The following is a 17,274-nucleotide window of genomic DNA, read 5'->3' as shown; positions in this document are numbered from 1 at the left end:
GATCAGCCTTCGTGCTGGCGCAGGCGCTTGTACAGGGTGTTGCGGCTCACCCCCAGCTCCCGCGCCAAGAGGGAAATATTCCCACCGACGGCTTGCAGGCGTTGGCTCAGGTCGAGGCTTTCATCCAGGCGATCCGGGCCGCATGGCGGCGCCACCGCATTCAAATCCACAAAAAAATCATCGGGCAGATGTTCCGCGCGAATCGGCTGCTCTTCGGCCATCGCCAACGCTACCTGCAACACGCTGCTCACCTGGCGCAAATTCCCCGGCCACGGGTGTTGCTCGAACAACGCCAGCACCTCGGCACTCACCCCGGCCCACTGAGTCGGCTCACGGTGTTGCTGCCACAGTTGCTGGAACAACGCCTGTTTATCGGTGCGCTCGCGCAACGGCGGTAGCTCCAGGGTCAGGCCACCGATGCGGTAGTACAAATCCTCACGAAAGCGCCCGGCCTGCACCAACTCCCGCAGTGCCCGGTTGGTCGCCGAGATGATGCGCAAGTCCACCGGGAACACCTCACTGCTGCCCACTGGCTGCACGCAACGCTCTTGCAACACCCGCAACAGGCGGGCCTGGGTCGGTAGTGGCATATCGCCGATTTCGTCGAGAAACAGCGTGCCCTTGTCAGCCTTGCGGATCAGACCGATGCTGCCTTTCTGATTGGCGCCGGTGAAGGCGCCTTTTTCGTAGCCGAACAGTTCAGATTCCACCAGCTCAGCGGGAATTGCCGCACAGTTCACCGCGATAAAAGCCTGTCGGCTGCGGGAGCTGGCCTGATGCAGGGCTTTGACGAACACCTCTTTGCCCACGCCGGTCTCGCCATGGATCAGCAACGGAATATCTTTTTCCAGCAAGCGCTCGGCTTGGCGCACGGCTTTCTCCACACGCGCATCGCCAAAATGCAGGGTCTTGAGGCTGAGCGAGCTCGGCGTTGGCGGCGGCGGCGTCGGTTCATTGAACACCCGCGCCTGCACGGGCATCTGCTTGGGCCGCTTCAACAGGCACTGGAACCGATTGCGTCCCGCCGCCTGCAACGAAAACGCCAAGCCTTCCGGCTGGTTGAGCAACTCCAGCAACGACACCTTGAACAAACGGTCGATCATCACCCGCGACAGGCTGATGCCCAGCAGGTTATCCGCACGCCGGTTGGCCGACAGCACCTGGCCGGTTTCATCAAAGATCAGCAGGCCGGCCCACTGGCTGTCGAGGTTGCTCAAGCCGGTGTTGAACGTCAGTTGAAAATGTTCGCCGCGAAACAGGTTGAGGATCAGCCGGTTTTCCACGGTCTGGCTCATCATCTTCACCATGCCGAGGGTGTGGGAGGGCGGCAGGTAGCTGTCGCTGGACACATCCAGCACCGCGATGATTTCGCGCTGGGCATCGAAGATAGGCGCTGCTGAGCCGGTCATGAAGCGGTTGGCCTTGAGGAAGTGTTCGTCGTGTTCAATATGCACGGCCTGAGCACAGGCCAGCGCGGTGCCGATGGCGTTGGTGCCGCTGGAACGTTCCATCCAGCTGGCGCCGGGGCTGAAACCGCGGGCCAGCCCGGGTTCGATAAACCGCTGGGTGCCCCACGAAGTCAGGACCTGGCCCTGATTGTCGGCCAGCATGATCAGGCAGTTGGAATTGCTGAGGATGTTTTCATAGTAGGGCAGCACTTCCTGGTGGGTGGTCTGCACCAGTGAGTGTTGGCTTTCCAGCAGTTGGCGAATGCCTTCGGCGGGCAACTGGTCAAAGCTGGGGGCGCTCTGGTGATCCAGGCCAAAGGCGCGGCAACGGCGCCAGGAATCCTGGATAAGGGTGTCGTGAGCCAGTGGTTCGGCCATGGTGCGACCTTCGTTTTTATTGTTATCGGGCGTGCACAATTCAACTATTGGAATGGGTTCAAGCCCCCTGCCACATTTTTATCCTGTGTTGGTCATGAGAGTGTTGTTCAGAACTGTTCATTGTCAACCCCGACAGTGTTCAGTTGTTCAGCCAGATTGTTCACGCCTGAACATCACGATTAACCCATTTCCTTGCGCATCAAGCGCTTGCGTTTTTGGCACGAAACTCGCTTTGACACCTGGCCAGATTCATTCCAATAATAAAAAGGGCGTGTCATGTCATTGACCCTGGAACATGTCTCCCGCGTTGTCGACGGCCAAACCTGGATCGACGACGCCAACCTGCGTTTCGAAGCCGGCTCCTTCAACGTCTTGCTCGGCCGCACCTTGTCCGGCAAGACCAGCCTGATGCGCCTGATGGCCGGCCTGGACAAGCCTGACAGCGGGCGCATCCTGATGAACGGTGTGGATGTCACGCAAAAACCGGTGCGCCTGCGCAACGTGTCGATGGTCTACCAGCAGTTCATCAACTACCCGACCATGACCGTGTTCGAAAACATCGCCTCGCCGTTGCGCCAGGCCGGTGTATCCAATGAGCTGATCCAGAGCAAGGTACTGGAAACCGCCAAGATGCTGCGCATCGAGAAATTCCTGCAGCGCCATCCATTGGAACTGTCTGGTGGCCAGCAGCAACGCACTGCCATGGCCCGTGCCTTGGTTAAGGATGCCGAACTGATCCTGTTCGATGAGCCGCTGGTCAACCTGGACTACAAACTGCGCGAAGAACTGCGTCAGGAAATGCGCGAACTGTTCAAGGCGCGCCACACCATCGCCATTTACGCCACCACCGAGCCCAACGAAGCACTGGCCCTGGGTGGCACCACCACCATTCTTCACGAAGGCCGGGTGATCCAGAGCGGCAAGGCCGCCGAGGTCTATCACCAACCGCAAACCGTGCTCGCCGCTGAACTGTTCTCCGAGCCGCCGATCAACCTGATGCCAGGGTGTATCAGCGGTAATGAAGTGAGCTTCGCCAACTGTGTACATTTCCCGCTCAACGTCGACCTGCGTCCCATCGGCGAAGGCGAATTCCGCTTTGGCGTGCGCCCCAGCCATATCAGCCTGGTGCCAAGCAACGACGATGACCTGGAGCTGGCGGTAACCGTGGAAGTCGCCGAGATCAGCGGTTCGGAAACCTTCCTGCATGTGCGCAGCGAACATTTCCTGCTGGTACTGCACCTGCCGGGGGTGCATGAGTACGACGTCGACGCGCCGATCCGCGTGTATATCCCCACCCATAAACTGTTTGTGTTCGATGGCCAGGGCCGTTTGGTCCAGGCCCCCGGGCGCCGTGTCGCGAGGGTTGCCTGATGGCCGAGATCCACTTGCGCAACCTTGCCCATAGCTACAGCCCTACGCCAAAGGGGCCTGAAGACTACGCCATTCGGGAAATGAACCATGTGTGGGAGCAGGGCGGTGCCTACGCCTTGCTCGGGCCGTCGGGCTGCGGCAAGTCCACGCTGCTCAATATCATTTCCGGCCTGCTCAGCCCCTCCGAAGGCCAGGTGTTGTTCGATACCCAGGTGGTCAACGACCTCACCCCGGAGAAACGCAACATCGCCCAGGTGTTCCAGTTCCCGGTGGTGTACGACACCATGACAGTGTTCGACAACCTGGCCTTCCCGCTGCGAAACCAGGGTATGGCCGAGGCGAAGATTCACAGCAAGGTGCAGGAAATCGCCGAAGTCCTCGACCTGCAAAACCTGCTGAGCAAAAAAGCCCGCAACCTCACCGCCGACGAAAAACAGAAAGTCTCCATGGGCCGTGGCCTGGTGCGCGACGACGTCTCGGCGATCCTGTTCGACGAGCCGCTGACGGTGATCGACCCGCACCTGAAATGGAAGCTGCGGCGCAAGCTCAAGCAGATCCACGAGCAATTCAATATCACCATGGTCTACGTCACCCACGATCAACTGGAAGCCTCCACGTTCGCCGACAAGATCGCGGTGATGTATGGCGGGCAGATCGTGCAGTTCGGCACACCACGTGAATTGTTCGAGCGGCCAAGCCACACCTTTGTCGGCTATTTCATCGGCAGCCCTGGGATGAATCTGATCGAAGTGCAGGCCAAGCCCGGCGGCGTAGGGTTTGCCAACACGCTGCTGCCGTTGTCCGAGGCGTTGCAGCAACGTATCCATGCAACCGACTGCAAAAAACTCCAGGTCGGCATCCGCCCGGAATTTATCCATGTGTGGGACGAGTACAACCCTGACGCCCTACAAGCGGATGTCGTGCATGTGGAAGACCTCGGTACCTACAAGATCATGACCCTCAACCTCGACGGCGCCACGCTCAAGGTGCGCCTGGCTGAAGACAAGCCGGTGCCGCAGGGCAGGGCGTCGATCAGCTTCCCCGCGCAATGGCTGATGCTGTACGCCGACGATTACCTGCTGGAGGTGGCGCCATGAACAAGGTGCAGAACAACAAGGCCTGGTGGCTGGTGTTGCCGGTGTTCCTGCTGGTGGCGTTCAGTGCGGTGATCCCGATGATGACCGTGGTCAACTACTCGGTGCAGGACATTTTCGACCAGTCCAGCCGCTACTTCGTCGGCGCCGACTGGTACAAGCAGGTGCTGCTCGATCCTCGCCTGCACGACTCGTTGCTGCGCCAGTTCATCTATTCGGCCTGTGTCTTGCTGATTGAAATTCCGCTGGGGATCGCCATCGCCTTGACCATGCCCACGAAGGGCCGCTGGTCCTCGCTGGTGCTGATTATCCTCGCCATTCCGCTGCTGATTCCGTGGAACGTGGTCGGCACCATCTGGCAGATTTTTGGTCGTGCCGACATCGGCCTGCTGGGTTCGACCCTCAACGCCATGGGCATCAGCTACAACTATGCGGCCAACACCATGGACGCCTGGGTCACCGTGCTGGTGATGGACGTGTGGCACTGGACCTCATTGGTGGCGCTGCTGTGCTATTCCGGCTTGCGCGCCATTCCGGACGTGTACTACCAGGCCGCGCGGATTGATCGCGCATCGGCCTGGGCAGTGTTCCGACATATCCAGTTGCCGAAGATGAAAAGCGTGCTGCTGATCGCGGTGATGCTGCGGTTCATGGACAGCTTCATGATCTACACCGAGCCCTTCGTGCTCACCGGTGGCGGGCCGGGTAACGCCACCACCTTCTTGAGCCAGACGCTGACCCAGATGGCCGTAGGCCAATTCGACCTGGGCCCGGCGGCGGCGTTTTCCCTGGTGTACTTCCTGATCATCCTGTTGGTGTCCTGGCTGTTCTACACCGCCATGACCCATTCCGACGCCAACCGCTGAGGCCGCCAACATGAGCAAGCGCAAGCTTATTCCGTTACTGATTTATATCCTGTTCCTGCTGGTGCCGATCTACTGGCTGCTGAACATGTCCTTCAAGAGCAACACCGAAATCCTCGGCGGTCTGACCCTGTTTCCCCAGGATTTCACCCTGGCCAACTACAAGGTGATCTTCACTGACCCGAGCTGGTACACCGGCTACCTCAACTCGTTGTATTACGTGAGCCTGAACACGGTGATCTCCCTGAGCGTGGCGCTGCCGGCGGCCTATGCGTTCTCGCGCTACCGCTTCCTGGGTGACAAGCACCTGTTCTTCTGGCTGCTGACCAACCGCATGGCGCCCCCGGCAGTGTTTTTGCTGCCGTTTTTCCAGCTGTATTCATCCATTGGCCTGTTCGATACGCACATCGCCGTGGCCCTGGCCCATTGTTTGTTCAACGTGCCGTTGGCGGTGTGGATCCTCGAAGGCTTCATGTCCGGTGTGCCCAAGGAAATCGACGAAACCGCCTACATCGACGGCTATAGTTTCCCCAAGTTCTTTGTGAAGATTTTTATCCCATTGATCGGCTCCGGCATCGGCGTCACGGCGTTTTTCTGCTTTATGTTTTCCTGGGTTGAGCTGTTGCTGGCGCGCACCCTGACCTCGGTCAACGCCAAGCCCATCGCGGCGGTGATGACCCGCACGGTCTCGGCCTCGGGCATCGATTGGGGCGTGCTGGCAGCGGCGGGGGTGTTGACCATTCTGCCGGGCATGCTGGTGATCTGGTTTGTTCGTAACCACGTGGCCAAGGGCTTTGCCCTCGGCCGGGTCTAGAGGAATCAATGATGGAATGGATGGCCTGGACCACCCCCACCGCGCTGTTCTTTGGCGGCATCGCCCTGATCCTGGCGGGTATGACCACCTGGGAACTGCGTTCGCCGAGCATCCCCCGGCGCGGGTTGCTGCCGATCAGCACCACCCGTGGTGATCGCTTGTTTATCGGTCTTCTCGGTAGCGCCTACCTGCATTTGCTGGTGATCGGCGTTACCGACTGGAGCATCTGGGTGGCGTCCGCGCTCTCCCTGGTATGGCTGTCGAGTGTGATGCGTTGGGGCTAGTGCCCTTATGAATAAACAACCAGGAGGTCTCTATGTTGAATAAGAACAATAAGCTGCGACATAGCATTTCATTGGCCGCCGTACTGGCCCTCAGCGGTTTGAGCGCTTCGGCCTGGGCTGATGCGTACGAAGATGCCGCGAAAAAATGGATCGGCAGCGAGTTCAAGCCTTCCACCCTCACCGAAGCCCAACAGCTCGAGGAGTTGAAGTGGTTTATCAAGGCGTCGGAACCGTTCCGTGGGATGAAGATCAACGTGGTGTCGGAAACCCTCACCACCCACGAGTACGAATCCAAGGTACTGGCCAAGGCTTTCAGTGAAATCACCGGCATCAAGCTGACCCACGACCTGCTGCAGGAAGGCGACGTGGTGGAGAAGCTGCAAACCCAGATGCAGTCTGACAAGAATATCTACGACGGCTGGGTCAACGATTCCGACTTGATCGGTACGCACTTTCGCTATGGCAAGACTGAATCCATCACCGACCTGATGGCCAACGAAGGCAAGGACTTCACCTCGCCCACCCTGGACCTCAAGGACTTTATCGGCCTGTCCTTCACTACCGCGCCCGACGGTAAGGTCTACCAGTTGCCCGACCAGCAGTTCGCCAACCTCTACTGGTTCCGCGCCGACTGGTTCGAACGCCCGGAGCTGAAAGCCAAGTTCAAGGAAAAATACGGCTACGACCTCGGCGTACCGGTGAACTGGTCGGCCTATGAAGACATCGCCAAGTTCTTCAGCGAAGACGTCAAGGAAATCGATGGCAAGCGCATCTATGGGCACATGGACTACGGCAAGAAAGACCCGTCCCTGGGCTGGCGCTTCACCGATGCCTGGTTCTCCATGGCCGGCGGCGGCGACAAGGGCTTGCCCAACGGTTTGCCGGTGGACGAGTGGGGCATCCGTGTGGAGGACTGCCACCCGGTGGGCTCCAGCGTGACCCGCGGCGGCGACACCAACGGCCCGGCCGCGGTGTTCGCCACGCAGAAATACGTGGACTGGATGAGAGCCTACGCGCCACCGGAAGCGGCCGGCATGACCTTCTCCGAATCCGGCCCGGTGCCGTCCCAGGGCAACATCGCCCAGCAGATCTTCTGGTACACCGCGTTTACCGCCGACATGGTCAAACCGGGCTTGCCGGTGGTGAATGCCGACGGTACGCCGAAATGGCGCATGGCGCCGTCACCCGTCGGGCCTTACTGGGAAAAAGGCATGAAGAAAGGCTATCAGGATGTAGGTTCCTGGACCTTCCTCAAGTCCACGCCCGAGAAGCAGAAACTTGCGGCGTGGCTCTACGCGCAGTTCGTCACCTCGAAAACCGTGTCTTTGAAGAAAACCATCGTTGGCCTGACGCCGATTCGTGAGTCCGATATCAACTCCCAGGCCATGACCGACATGGCCCCCAAGCTCGGTGGCCTGGTGGAGTTCTACCGCAGCCCGGCTCGCACCGAGTGGTCGCCGACCGGCACCAACGTGCCGGACTACCCACGCCTGGCGCAGCTGTGGTGGAGCAACATCGCCGCCGCCGCCAGCGGCGAGAAAACCCCGCAACAGGCGTTGGACAACCTGGCCAAAGAGCAGGACGCGATCATGACGCGCCTGGAACGCTCCAAGGTGCAACCGGTGTGCGGGCCTAAGATGAACCCCGAGCGTGACGCCCAATACTGGTTCGATCAGCCGGGTGCGCCGAAGCCGAAACTGGCCAACGAGAAACCTAAAGGCGAAACCGTGAACTACAACGACCTGCTCAAGCAGTGGGAGGCGGCGCGTAAATAGTTCAGCGGGATGTGGTGAATGTGGGAGGGAGCAAGCCCTCTCCCACATTTGGACCTGCGTTTTGCCGTCAATGACCGCTTATCCACCCCAACCCAACCTCATTTGAATTTTTCGCACATCCCAATGCTCTGCATTTTAGAAGCGCACGCTGTTGAGCGCTCTTGCGGGGCCGCCTTGTTGGGAGGCCTGTTGTATCGGACTTTGCGGAAACTGCCATCATGACGCTTCTTACAGCGCTGTCGGGCCAGCCGGCCTCCATCACTCCATCGGCTCACGGCCCCTATCAGGGGCTTTATCAACAGCTCTATGGTGAAGGCCATGGCGCTGAAGAAGCCGCGCGTAACTTCCTGCAAGCGCAATTGGCCCAGGTTCGCGAGGCTGCCTGTGAATTGCCCGACCTGCCCGAGCAGTTGCCGGCCTGGGTCGAACAGCGATGCGCGGAGGTGGCCCAGGCCTATGCCGATTACCTTGAGCAACGCCAGCAAGGCCAGCCACGGCGGTATTTCCAGAACAAGGCCCATGCGGTGTATTTTTTGCAACGCGTGGCGCCGACCAAGCAGGTCGACGGCGCTTGGCTCAACGGCTTGCTGCGTTACTGGCATGACCCGCGTTTCGATGGCCTGCTCACGACCTATCTGGAAGAGTTGGGTGACGGCGAGGCCGCGCAGAACCACGTGGTGATCTACCGCAAATTACTCAGCGAGCACGATGCTGACAGCGAAGCCGGCGTCAAGGATGAGCATTACCAGCAAGGCGCACTGCAATTGGCGCTGGGCTTGTGCGCCGAAGAATTCCTACCGGAGATCATTGGCTTCAACCTCGGCTACGAGCAGTTGCCCCTGCACCTGTTGATTACCGCCTACGAGCTGAGCGAGCTGGGTATCGACCCTTATTACTTCACCTTGCACGTCACCATCGATAACGCCAGCAGCGGCCACGCGTGCAAGGCGGCGCAATCGGTGCTGAGCCTGTTGCCACTGGGCGAGGGCAGGGCGGATTTCTACCGCCGCGTCGCCGAAGGGTATCGCCTGAATGATCTTGGCCCGGGCACCACGGCTGTCATCCAACAGTTCAACCTGCATGACGAAGTGGTGGCGATGCTTGAACGCAAACGCACCTTCGGCCAGCACATGCATTCGGACTATTGCCGCTTCGAAGGCCAGACCGTCAACCAATGGCTGGCCAAGCCGGGACAGATCGGCGATTTCCTCAAGGCCCTGGAAGACAAGGGCTGGATCAAACACAACCAGGACCCCGCCGACAGCCGTTTCTGGCAGTTGATCGAGGGCGCGGGCGCAGCGATGTTCGGCGTGTTCAGCGGATACGAAAAACAGTTGTTGCATGACTGGATCGCCGGTGACTGGACCAGCAGCGAACGCGTGCCGCCTGTACGGCCAGGACGCGGCAGCCGATTTTCTCGCGAACAGCATCGCCCGGCAGACCCCGATACCCAGGCCCTGGTGGATTCGCTGTGTAGCCTGCCCGATGAGCAGCAGCTCAATGCGCTGATCCCGTGGATGTCGGCGCGCCGTCACTGCACGCCCGCAGGGTTGTACGCGACCCGCCGCTTTATCCAATTGCGCGCGCGTCTGCGCTAAGGAATTCGTCATGTCTGCACAACAGCTCGCTGATCGTGCCTTGTTGAACCTGGGCCGGGGGTTGAAGGAGAGTGGTTACCGCTTTATCACGCCGACGCCCTTGACCCATGAGCGCGTTTACCGACGCTTGGCGACGCCGCTGGCCAGGAACATTCGCGATGTATTCGGCTGGTCGATGCCGTTCGACCACGACCTGTTGCCCGAGGCATTTCGCGAAGAATTGCAGCAAACCGATGTGATCGAAAAGCACGGGGCGTTATGGCGCAGTACGGTGCGTTGGTCGAGCATCGACGAGCTGCTGTTCGCCCATTCGCCATACCCTACGGTGCAAGCGGACGCGGTGTTCTTCGGCCCCGATAGCTACCGTTTTGCCCAGGTGATCGAAGCCCATCTGCAACAGCGTTTCGAACCGCTCACGCGCGCGGTGGATATCGGCTGTGGTGCCGGTGTCGGCGCGCTGGTAGTTGCTCGGGCACGCCATGACGCTGAGGTGCTGGCGGTGGATATCAATCCTCGTGCCCTGCGCATGACCGCGGTGAATGCCGAGCTGGCGGGGCTTGGTAACGTCAGCGTTTATCACAGTGATGTACTGGCCGGCGTCGAGGGTCAATTTGACCTGATCGTTGCTAACCCGCCCTATATGAATGATGACCGCCAGCGCGCCTATCGCCATGGCGGCGGCGTGCTGGGTGAGCAGTTGTCGGTACGTATCGTCAGCGAATCCCTCGGGCGCCTGGCCCTTGGCGGTAGCCTGGTGCTCTACACCGGCGTGGCGATGGTGGCGGGCGGCGATCCATTCCTGGAGGCGGTCAAGCCGCTGTTGGGCAACGACGCCTATGGCTGGACGTACCGCGAACTGGACCCCGACGTCTTCGGTGAGGAACTCGACAAACCGGGTTATGAACGTGTGGAGCGCATCGCTGTGGTCGCGCTCTGCGTCACCCGGCTGCGCTGAAGTCCATGCTCACCTTCGGTATCGAAGAGGAATATTTGCTCACCGACCTGCACACCCGCCGGATGCTCACTGAGCCGTCGGCGGCCGTGCTGGCGGCCTGTCGCGCTGCGATCGGCGGCGGCTTCGCGTATGAGATGTTCCAGGGGCAAATCGAAGCCGCTTCACCGGTGTTCACCACCAGCGGCGAGGCAGCGGATTACCTGGCGACGGTGCGCGGCAATCTCGCGAAATCCCTGGCTGAATTCGGCCTCGGCGTGGTGTGTGCCGGCAGCCACCCCCTGGCCGATTGGCGCGAGCAGCGGCCAACCCCCCAGGCGCATTTCCAGCAGCTGTTCGACGATATTCAGTACGTGGCGCGCCGCAGTGTGTTGTGCGGGCTGCACGTGCATGTGCAGGTGCCGCAGACCCTGGACCGCATCGCCGTGATGAACCAGGTGTCGCCGTGGCTGCCTCTACTGTTACTGCTCAGTTGCTCCTCGCCATTTTGGGATGGTGCGCCCAGCGGCTTCATGAGCTATCGCCAGGCGGCGTGCGATGAGTGGCCGCGCATGGGCGTGCCGGAACATTTTGCCGATTGGAGCGAGTACCTGCACTACCTCACAGTGCTGCAACGCATAGGCGCGATCAAGGCAGATGGCAACGGCTGGTGGGGCATTCGCCCGGCGGCGCGTTACCCAACGCTTGAACTGCGCATGACCGACGCCTGCCCGCGGCTGCCCGACGCCTTGGCCCTCGCTACGCTGTTTCGGGTGATGGTCACCCACGCCTGCGCCCTGGAGCGCCCCGGCGCCGGGTTCAGTACCGAGGCGCGCTGGCTGCTCAAGGAAAATCGCTGGCAGGCCAAACGCTACGGTGCAGCGGGCAACTTTGCGTTGGATGACAATGGCGCCATGGGCAGCGCGGAACACTGGCTGCAATGCGCCCGCCAGGAGTTTGCGGCCACCGCCGAGGCGATGGGCGAGCCGCAGCTTTTCGCTACCCTTGAGGCGCTGCTGCAGCGCGGCAACAGCGCGACTGAACAATTACGCTGGCATGCCCAAGCGCAGGCCGATGGTGTCGATGAGCTGGGTAGCCTGCACCGCGTAGTCGACCAACTGCTGGCCCAGAGTCGCGGCGACCATTGACGCGCTGCGGTCAGGCCATGGCTTGTGGCTGAATACGCAACTCACCGTCCACGTCCTTGACCAACCCACTGGCCACGAACAATGGCGCAAGGCGCTTATGCAACTGCGGCTCGACAAACTCCTTGACCGTGTCCAGCACCAACACACCACTGAGCGGCAGCTCGACCTTGGTGTACGACAACCACGCCTTCTTCAACGCCATCAACACATCACTGCCTGCCGTCGAAGCGAAGCGGCGGTGCATAGGCTTACCGTCGAAGTTGAACGTGTGCTGGAACTCATAGCCGCTTTCATCACCGCCGCTGGCAGCGCACCGTACGCAGGTGCACGGGCCGTCGCCGAAGGCGTTGCGCAGATAGGCGTTGAAGTCCACCACGGGCTTGAGTGACAGGCGTTTATCGACCTCGAACAGGTCCCCGGTCATTTTTTCGTCAGTGTTCAACGTCCATTTCCTCGCAGGTCGGTGGCGGTATTTCAAAGCGCAGCACGATACCAGCCGAACGTCGGTTTGTATCTGGCTATGAAACGCAGTTGGACGTGTGGGAGGGGGCTTTTAACCTTCACTGCACCTGAGGATCAGCGGAAAAATTCACCCGGCGTCGCCTCAAACTGCTGGCGAAACGCATTGATAAACGCCGACGTCGATTCATACCCACACCCCAACGCCACATCCGTCACCCGCTCACCTTGCTCCAGGGCGGGCAGGGCGCTCAACAGTCGCAGACGCTGGCGCCATGCACGGAATGTCAGCCCGGTGTCACTCAGGAACACGCGACTCAGGGTTTTTTCGCTGACCCCCAGCTTGCGGCTCCAATCCCCCAGCGTAGTTTGCTGCTCGGGGTGCAGGTTCAGGCTGCGATAGATCTGCCGTAGCCGCGGGTCATGGGGCAGCGGCAACATCAAGTCGACTTGGGGCGCGGCGGCGAGTTGGTCGAGCAGTACCTGGGCCAGGCGCCCATCCGGCCCATCCTCGGCATAGGCCACCGGCAGCTCGCTGAAACTGCGGATCAACTCGCGCAACAGGCTACTCACCTCCAGCACCTGGCAGCGCTCGGCCGCCCAGGCTGTAACGCTGCAATCGAGGTACAAACTACGCATTTCCGTATGGGGCGAACTGAATACCCGATGAGGCACGCCCGCCGGGATCCATACCGCGCGCTGCGGTGGTGCGACGAAACGGCCGACGCTGGTCTGGATCTCCAGCACCCCGGAAATCGCATAGGACAACTGCACCCACGGGTGGCTGTGCCGTCGCGTCAGCGCCCGATTGGGCAACGATTCGGTACGCCCATACACCGGCCGTGGCAGGCTGGAAAGCCCGGGCACACTGCGCCGGACGGCTTTTTCATGTCCTTTAGGCGGCATTTACTGGCTCATTGGCGTTAGTCGGTAACAGGCAGTTACGTTAGAGTCGCCACGATGTTCTTGGCAACCCCTGGAAGATTTGCTTATGACCCGCCCGCGCTTTCTACCCGACAACTTCACCCTGACCCTGATCGCCACGGTGATCCTCGCCTCAGTGCTGCCGGCCAGCGGCCAGACTGCCGTGGCGTTCGGCTGGGTCACCAACCTGGCCATCGCGCTGCTGTTTTTCCTGCACGGCGCCAAGCTGTCACGCCAAGCCATCGTTGCTGGTGCCGGCCACTGGCGCCTGCACCTGCTGGTGTTCGGCCTGACCTTCGTGTTGTTCCCACTGCTGGGCCTGGCGCTCAAACCGGTGCTGTCACCGCTGATCGGCAAAGACCTGTACATGGGCATGCTCTACCTCTGCGCCTTGCCGGCCACGGTGCAATCGGCGATTGCCTTCACGTCCCTGGCCCGCGGCAATATCCCGGCGGCGATTTGCAGCGCGGCGGCGTCGAGCCTGTTCGGTATCTTCCTGACACCGTTGCTGGTCGCGTTGCTGCTCAATGTGCAAGGTGATGGCGGCTCCACCGTCGACGCGATCCTGAAGATCAGCGTGCAGTTGCTGCTGCCGTTCATCGCCGGGCAAGTCGCCCGCCGTTGGATCGGTGACTGGGTCGGTCGCAACAAGTCCTGGCTGAAATTCGTCGACCAGGGCTCGATCCTGCTGGTGGTCTACGGCGCATTCAGCGAAGCGGTCACCGAAGGTATCTGGCACCAGATCCCGTTGTGGCAACTGGGCGGTCTCGTCGTGGCCTGCTGCGTCTTGCTCGCGCTGGTGCTGGTGGCTTCCCTGTTGCTGAGCAAGGCGTTCGGTTTTAACCAGGAAGACCGCATCACCATCCTGTTCTGCGGCTCGAAGAAAAGCCTGGCCACTGGCGTGCCCATGGCACAGGTGCTGTTTGCCGGGGCGAGCATGGGGGTGTTGATACTGCCGCTGATGCTGTTCCACCAGATCCAATTGATGGTGTGTGCGGCGTTGGCCCAGCGTTACGCCCAGCGACCGGAAATCATCCCCGAGTTGATGGGGCAGGTGGATCCGTGATCCACCTCTCATTCCCAGACAAATAGCTTCAAGTTAACCGCCACGCCGACGACTACCTTCTTACTAACCCAAGAAGGAGTGTCGGCATGAACGTTGGTCATATTTCGGTAGTGACAGGCCTCCTTTGCCTGTGGGCAAGCACCTGCGGCGCGGCGCAGACAGTGGGGCAGGGCACCATCAGGTTCACCGGCGCCATCGTCGAGTCGGGGTGCAGGACAAATGCGCGCAGCGGCTCGATGGTGGAACTGACCGGCTGCGCCAGCATCAGCCGCGGCAGCCGCCTCGATGTACGCAGTGTGGCACCCGTGGCCAGCGTCAATGCGGCCCATGTGCGGCTGGTGGCGGACACTGGCGAGGGGCGCTATTACGACCAGCGCTACCTGCTGGTCGACGACGCCGGCAAGCCTATTCAGTCGGGCAACTACGTGATCACCATGACCTCGCCATAAGTGCCGGGGCGACGATCCGCATCAACAGCGACCGGAGAAACCTATAGAATGCTCGGCGGCTGCGCTTGTCCTGGGTGGCCGCTCGATCATCGCCAGAGTACCTCGCCCGCCAATGAGCCTTTCTACCGCAACCCCCCAAGCCAACTGGCAACCGGTCATCGCCCTCGCGCTGGCCGCGTTTGTGTTCAATACCACCGAATTCGTGCCTGTCGGGCTGCTCAGCGCCATCGGCGCCAGCTTTGACATGCCCGTGGCCAGCGTCGGCCTGATGCTCACCATCTATGCGTGGATCGTGTCCCTGACCTCGCTGCCGGTGATGCTGCTGACCCGCAACGTCGAACGGCGCAAATTACTCATCGTGCTGTTCGGCCTGTTTATCGCCAGCCATATTCTCTCCAGCGTTGCTACCAGCTTTGGCCTGTTGATGGTCAGTCGCGTCGGCATCGCCTTGGCCCATGCCCTGTTCTGGTCGATCACCGCCTCGCTGGCGGTACGCCTGGCGCCTGAGGGCAAGCAGGTCCAGGCGCTTGGGCTATTGGCCACGGGCACATCCCTGGCGATGGTGTTGGGCATTCCCTTGGGCCGCCTGCTTGGCGAGGCCATGGGCTGGCGTACCACCTTCCTGGTGATCGCCGCGTTCGCCGCCGCCCTGGTGTTCTGGCTGGCGCGCACCTTGCCGCCACTGCCCAGCCAGAACTCCGGCTCGCTGCGCAGCCTGCCGCTGCTGTTCAAGCGCCCGGCACTGGTGGCGCTGTACGTGCTTACCGCGATGACCGTCACTGCGCAATTCACCGCCTACAGCTACATCGAACCCTTTGTCGAAGGCGTTGCCGGGCTGGGTGGCAGTGCGGTGACGTTGATCCTGCTGGTGTTCGGTGGTGCCGGTATCATTGGCTCGTTGTTGTTCAGCCTGGTGCATCGCTTCAATCCGCACCTGTTCGTGATCGGCGCAGTGTTTATCCTCGCCGCGTGCCTGGCACTCATGCTGCCGTTGAGCGGCGCTGAGTCTTACCTGGTGGTGCTGAGCATTTTCTGGGGCATGGCGATCATGGGCTTTGGCCTCGCCATGCAGTCCAAGGTACTGGTGCTGGCGCCGGACGCCACCGATGTGGCGATGGCGATGTTTTCCGGGATCTACAACATCGGCATCGGCGGCGGCGCGTTGATGGGCAGTTGGGTCGGCAGCCATTTCGGCTTCGCCTGGATCGGCGCGGCGGGTGGGTTGCTGGCGGCGCTGGCGTTGGTGGGGTATTGCCTGGCGATTCGGCGGTTTGGGCAGGGTGTGCCGCGCACACCAAGCTGATTGGCGAGTATTCAGCGGGTGACTGCAAGCTAAATGTGGGAGGGGGCTTGCTCCCGATGAGGGAGTATCAGCACACACATCTATGGCTGACACTCCGCCATCGGGAGCAAGCCCCCTCCCACATTTCAGACCGAGTTCGATTTCATGCCACCGGAATCAACGGACCCGCTTCGATGAAAGGGGCGGGGCGTGTTTTACCACTTCCCGCCGGCCTTGTTTACCCTAGGGTTGCCAGGTCTGCACCGCCTTGGCATCCACCGCCTTGGGCAACAGCCCCGCCTTGAAGAACGCATCGGCAATCTTTTGCTGCTCCCCCAGTTGCTCAAGCGTCACCGGCTGCACCAGATAACTGCGGTGCGCATTGGCGGCCTCCACCGTCGCCGGATCGAGGTTGCCCCACAACGGGCCCAGCACTTTTGCCGCGTCTTGCGGATGAGCTTTCACCCATTGTCCGGCTTTTTCCAATTCTGCATACACCACCTTCAGCACCTCGGGATGAGCCTGGGCGTAAGGCGTGCCGGTCAGGTAATAACGCTTGTAGCTCGCCAACCCGCTGCCGTCCGCCAGGGTGCGGGTCGGCAGTTGCCGCTGCACGCTGGTGAGGAAAGGCTCCCAGGTGACCCAGGCATCCACCTTGTTGTTTTCAAAGGCGGCGCGGCCGTCAGCGGGGGACAGATAGGCCGGTTGGATATCGGCAAACGCCAGGCCGGCTTTGTTCAACGCGGCAATCAATAAATAGTGAGTGCCGGCGGCTTTGGTCACGGCGATTTTCTTGCCCTTGAGGTCCGCCAACTGCTGGATCGACGAGTCCTTGCGCACCACGATGGCCTGGGCGGAGGGCGAGGGCGCTTCCTGGGCAAAGTAGGTGAGCTGGGCCTGGGCTGCCTGAGCAAAGATCGGCACGGTATCGGCCACATCGGCGCTGATATCCACGTTGCCGACGTTCAGTGCCTCCAGCAATGGCAAGCCGCTGGGGAACTCGTGCCAGCTCACCTCGATGTGGTCGGCCTTCAGGGCTTTTTCCAGGGTGCCCTGGGTTTTGAGCAGGGTGATCAGGGTCGAGGATTTCTGGTAACCGATTCGCAGGGTTTGCTGGGCTTGGGCGCTCAAGGCGACAGAAAAGGCCAGCAATCCTAATACAGCGGCGAGAGGGCGACGAAGGGACATGTGGGCGCTCGATTTTCAACGGAATGGCCCGAAGCATAAGGTTCTGAAAACCATTCGATAAATACTCTTTCGATCTGAGCTTAAGGTTACTTGAGGCCCTGTCAGCCAGGTCGGGGCCGTGAGCAATCACCCGTTGGGCAGAATCGATGCCTATCTAATGTGGGAGGGGGCTTGCTCCCGATAGCGGTGGGTCAGATATAGA

Annotated in this window: 16 protein-coding genes; 12 read left to right on the top strand and 4 right to left on the bottom strand. The window is 60.9% G+C overall.

The window, feature by feature from the left end:
• Positions 1-2: 2 nt before the first annotated feature.
• Entirely contained in the window at positions 3-1,826 is a 1,824-nt protein-coding gene (locus FRT59_RS06465; RefSeq protein ID WP_153870728.1) for a sigma-54-dependent Fis family transcriptional regulator, read from the bottom strand.
• Positions 1,827-2,102: 276 nt separating this feature from the next.
• Here FRT59_RS06465 and FRT59_RS06460 point away from each other — a divergent pair, with 276 nt between their 5' ends.
• The 9 genes from FRT59_RS06460 (at position 2,103) to FRT59_RS06420 (ending at position 11,704) form a co-directional block, all read left to right on the top strand.
• Positions 2,103-3,197 carry an ABC transporter ATP-binding protein gene (locus FRT59_RS06460; RefSeq protein ID WP_153870727.1) on the top strand — a complete coding sequence of 365 codons (1,095 nt, stop codon included), beginning with the start codon at positions 2,103-2,105 and terminating at the stop codon, positions 3,195-3,197.
• Positions 3,197-4,294 (top strand): ABC transporter ATP-binding protein, encoded by a 1,098-nt coding sequence (locus FRT59_RS06455; protein WP_153870726.1) that lies wholly within the window; start codon positions 3,197-3,199, stop codon positions 4,292-4,294. Before FRT59_RS06460 ends, FRT59_RS06455 begins: the two co-directional genes overlap by 1 nt.
• On the top strand, positions 4,291-5,157 hold the full coding sequence (locus FRT59_RS06450) for a carbohydrate ABC transporter permease (RefSeq protein WP_005789024.1): 867 nt from the start codon (positions 4,291-4,293) through the stop codon (positions 5,155-5,157). Before FRT59_RS06455 ends, FRT59_RS06450 begins: the two co-directional genes overlap by 4 nt.
• A 10-nt stretch (positions 5,158-5,167) precedes the next feature.
• Complete coding sequence (locus FRT59_RS06445; RefSeq protein WP_003232361.1) at positions 5,168-5,968, top strand: carbohydrate ABC transporter permease; 801 nt, start codon at positions 5,168-5,170, stop codon at positions 5,966-5,968.
• Between the two features lie 11 nt (positions 5,969-5,979).
• Entirely contained in the window at positions 5,980-6,252 is a 273-nt protein-coding gene (locus tag FRT59_RS06440) for a DUF2160 domain-containing protein (protein WP_153871115.1), read from the top strand.
• A 32-nt stretch (positions 6,253-6,284) separates the two neighbouring features.
• Positions 6,285-8,027, top strand: coding sequence for an ABC transporter substrate-binding protein (locus tag FRT59_RS06435; protein WP_034117678.1), 1,743 nt, complete (start codon positions 6,285-6,287; stop codon positions 8,025-8,027).
• A 218-nt stretch (positions 8,028-8,245) separates the two neighbouring features.
• Complete coding sequence (locus tag FRT59_RS06430; RefSeq protein WP_153870725.1) at positions 8,246-9,625, top strand: iron-containing redox enzyme family protein; 1,380 nt, start codon at positions 8,246-8,248, stop codon at positions 9,623-9,625.
• Between the two features lie 10 nt (positions 9,626-9,635).
• Complete coding sequence (locus tag FRT59_RS06425; RefSeq protein WP_153870724.1) at positions 9,636-10,580, top strand: methyltransferase; 945 nt, start codon at positions 9,636-9,638, stop codon at positions 10,578-10,580.
• 5 nt (positions 10,581-10,585) lie between these two features.
• Positions 10,586-11,704, top strand: coding sequence for a carboxylate-amine ligase (locus FRT59_RS06420; protein WP_153870723.1), 1,119 nt, complete (start codon positions 10,586-10,588; stop codon positions 11,702-11,704).
• A gap of 10 nt (positions 11,705-11,714) precedes the next feature.
• Here the strand turns inward: FRT59_RS06420 and FRT59_RS06415 are convergent, their stop codons facing one another.
• Entirely contained in the window at positions 11,715-12,146 is a 432-nt protein-coding gene (locus FRT59_RS06415; RefSeq protein WP_034117682.1) for a hypothetical protein, read from the bottom strand.
• A 134-nt stretch (positions 12,147-12,280) separates the two neighbouring features.
• Entirely contained in the window at positions 12,281-13,069 is a 789-nt protein-coding gene (locus FRT59_RS06410; protein WP_153870722.1) for an AraC family transcriptional regulator, read from the bottom strand.
• 85 nt (positions 13,070-13,154) lie between these two features.
• Between FRT59_RS06410 and FRT59_RS06405 the strand changes: the two genes are divergently transcribed.
• The 3 genes from FRT59_RS06405 to FRT59_RS06395 all read left to right on the top strand — a co-directional run bounded on the left by FRT59_RS06405 (position 13,155) and on the right by FRT59_RS06395 (position 15,905).
• Positions 13,155-14,153, top strand: coding sequence for a bile acid:sodium symporter family protein (locus FRT59_RS06405; protein WP_153870721.1), 999 nt, complete (start codon positions 13,155-13,157; stop codon positions 14,151-14,153).
• A gap of 86 nt (positions 14,154-14,239) precedes the next feature.
• Positions 14,240-14,602 (top strand): type 1 fimbrial protein, encoded by a 363-nt coding sequence (locus tag FRT59_RS06400; RefSeq protein WP_153870720.1) that lies wholly within the window; start codon positions 14,240-14,242, stop codon positions 14,600-14,602.
• Between the two features lie 112 nt (positions 14,603-14,714).
• Positions 14,715-15,905: a sugar transporter gene (locus FRT59_RS06395; protein ID WP_034117686.1), complete on the top strand. Its 1,191-nt coding sequence runs from the start codon at positions 14,715-14,717 to the stop codon at positions 15,903-15,905.
• A 222-nt stretch (positions 15,906-16,127) separates the two neighbouring features.
• On the opposite strand, the gene FRT59_RS06390 is transcribed toward FRT59_RS06395, so the two are convergent.
• Positions 16,128-17,072, bottom strand: coding sequence for an aliphatic sulfonate ABC transporter substrate-binding protein (locus FRT59_RS06390; RefSeq protein ID WP_034117687.1), 945 nt, complete (start codon positions 17,070-17,072; stop codon positions 16,128-16,130).
• Between the last annotated feature and the right edge of the window lie 202 nt (positions 17,073-17,274).

This window comes from Pseudomonas haemolytica, assembly GCF_009659625.1.
GTDB classification, from domain to species: Bacteria; Pseudomonadota; Gammaproteobacteria; order Pseudomonadales; family Pseudomonadaceae; genus Aquipseudomonas; species Aquipseudomonas haemolytica.
Note: the sequence above shows the minus strand (reverse complement) of the source record. Positions and strands in the feature narration are given on the sequence as shown.